The organism is Micromonospora sp. NPDC002411 (assembly GCF_053592955.1).
The window spans coordinates 1-1,952 of record NZ_JBSFBM010000596.1 but is presented as its reverse complement, the minus strand read 5'-3'; the positions used below and the strand labels follow the sequence as shown (position 1 = coordinate 1,952).

Genomic DNA, 1,952 nt, shown 5'->3' with positions numbered 1-1,952 from the left:
TGGCGGAGCTGGCCCACGCTCACCTGGTCACCGAGCATGCCCCCGGCCGGTTCGGCGCCCACGACCTGCTCCGGGCGTACGCCGCCGAGCAGGCTGAACGTCTCGAACCGGCGGAGTCCCGGCGGGCCGCGATCCGGCGAGGGCTCGACCACTACCTGCACACCGCGCACGCGGCCGCGTTGCTGCTGCAGCCGGGTCGGGATCCGGTCACCCTGGCCGCCGCCGGGCCGGGCGTGGTGCCCGAGGAGATCACCGACCACGGGCAGGCGCTCGCCTGGTTCACCGTCGAGTACCCGGTCCTGTTGGCGGCGGTCGCGTACGCGAGGCGTACCGGGTTCGACGGTCATGCCTGGCAGTTGGCCTGGACGTTGGTGGACTTCCTGCAACGCCGGGGGCGCTGGCCGGACCTGGTCCTCGCCCAGGAGGCCGCGCTGGCCGGGGCGCGACGGGTGGGCGACCGGCTCGGGCAGGCGAACGCCCACCGTGACCTCGCCCGGGTGCTGTACCGGCTGGGCCGGGTGGACGAGGCGGCGAGGAACTACCGGCAGGCGCTGGTGATCTTCGAGTCGTTGGGCGACCACACCGGGCAGGCGCGTACCCACCGGGCGTTCGGCGCGATGCTCGACGGGCTCGGACGGTACGCCGAGGCGCTCGACCACGGTGAACGCGCGCTGGCGCTGTACCAGGCCGCCGGCCACCTGGCGGGGGAGGCGAGTGCGCGCAACGCGGTGGGTTGGGCGCACGCCCAGCTCGGCCAGTACGGGCCGGCACTCGCGCACTGCGGGGAGGCGTTGGCGCTGCTGCGCCCGACCGGTGACCGGCATGGTGAGGCGAACACCTGGGACAGCCTGGGCTTCATCCACGCCCAGTTGGGTGAGCACCGCGAGGCGATCCGCTGTTACGGGCGGGCCCTGCGGCTGTACCGGCGGATCAGCGACCGCTACGACGAGGCGGACACCCTGTCCCGGCTCGGGGTGAGTCGGCACGCGGCGGGGGACCCGGCCGGTGCGGTGCGTACCTGGCGGCGGGCGCTGGGCATCCTCGACGACCTCGGCCACCCGGACAGCGAGCGGGTACGGGACCTGCTGACCCGGGCCGAGTCCCCGGACGCGGGAGCCGGCCGGTGACGCTGGGCACACCGGCGGTCGCCGATCGAGGTACGCCGGCCGGCGGACGGCCGGGCACTCCGTAGACTGGTACGGCATCCCCGTCCGACCCGTGAAGGAGCCACCCCGCGTGACCGTCCAGCCCATCCGTCTTTTTGGGGATCCGGTGCTGCGCACGCCGGCCGATCCGGTGGTCGACTTCGACGCCGAGCTGCGTCGGCTGGTCGCCGACCTGACCGACACGATGCGTGAGCAGAACGGCGCCGGTCTGGCCGCACCGCAGCTCGGTGTGAGTCTGCGGGTGTTCGCCTTCGACGTCGACGACGTGCTCGGGCACCTGGTCAATCCCGTGCTGGAGTTCCCCGACGAGGAGGAGCAGGACGGCCCTGAGGGCTGCCTGTCCATCCCCGGGCTCTACTTCGACACCAAGCGCCGCCAGAATGTCATCGCCAAGGGCTTCAGCGCGTTCGGCGACCCGGTGCAGATCGTCGGCACCGGCCTGATGTCCCGCTGTGTGCAGCACGAGACCGACCACCTCGACGGTGTGCTCTTCCTGGACCGGCTGGACGCCGCCGGTCGCAAGGAGGCCATGAAGGCGATCCGCCAGGCCGACTGGTACGACGCGGCAGCCCCGCCCACGGTGAAGCTCAGCCCGCACATCAGCGACCCGTTCGGTCTGGGTCGGTGACCCGGATGCGCGTGGTCTTCGCCGGCACGCCGGCCGTCGCCGTCCCCGCCCTGGCCGCCGTCGCGAGGCGATCGAGATAGTCGAGCAGCTTCACCTCGCTGCGAACCAGCCTCTCACGCTCGGGCATCGGCAGATCGGCGAGCGGGTCCCAAAGGTCT

At 72.8% G+C, this 1,952-nt stretch carries 3 protein-coding genes; 2 read left to right on the top strand and 1 reads right to left on the bottom strand.

Going from position 1 to position 1,952, the window contains the following annotated elements:
* Together ACWCO3_RS34285 and def are read left to right on the top strand one after the other, a co-directional pair.
* Nucleotides 1–1,127 (top strand): tetratricopeptide repeat protein (locus ACWCO3_RS34285; protein ID WP_450014147.1); only part of this gene is annotated, 1,127 nt, incomplete at its 5' end.
* A gap of 109 nt (nt 1,128–1,236) precedes the next feature.
* Nucleotides 1,237–1,794 (top strand): peptide deformylase, encoded by a 558-nt coding sequence (gene def, locus ACWCO3_RS34280; protein WP_145783667.1) that lies wholly within the window; start codon nt 1,237–1,239, stop codon nt 1,792–1,794.
* On the opposite strand, the gene ACWCO3_RS34275 is transcribed toward def, so the two are convergent.
* Nucleotides 1,766–1,952: hypothetical protein (locus ACWCO3_RS34275; RefSeq protein WP_450014144.1), on the bottom strand; the 187-nt coding region annotated here is incomplete at its 5' end. The two genes, def and ACWCO3_RS34275, sit on opposite strands and share 29 nt — an antisense overlap.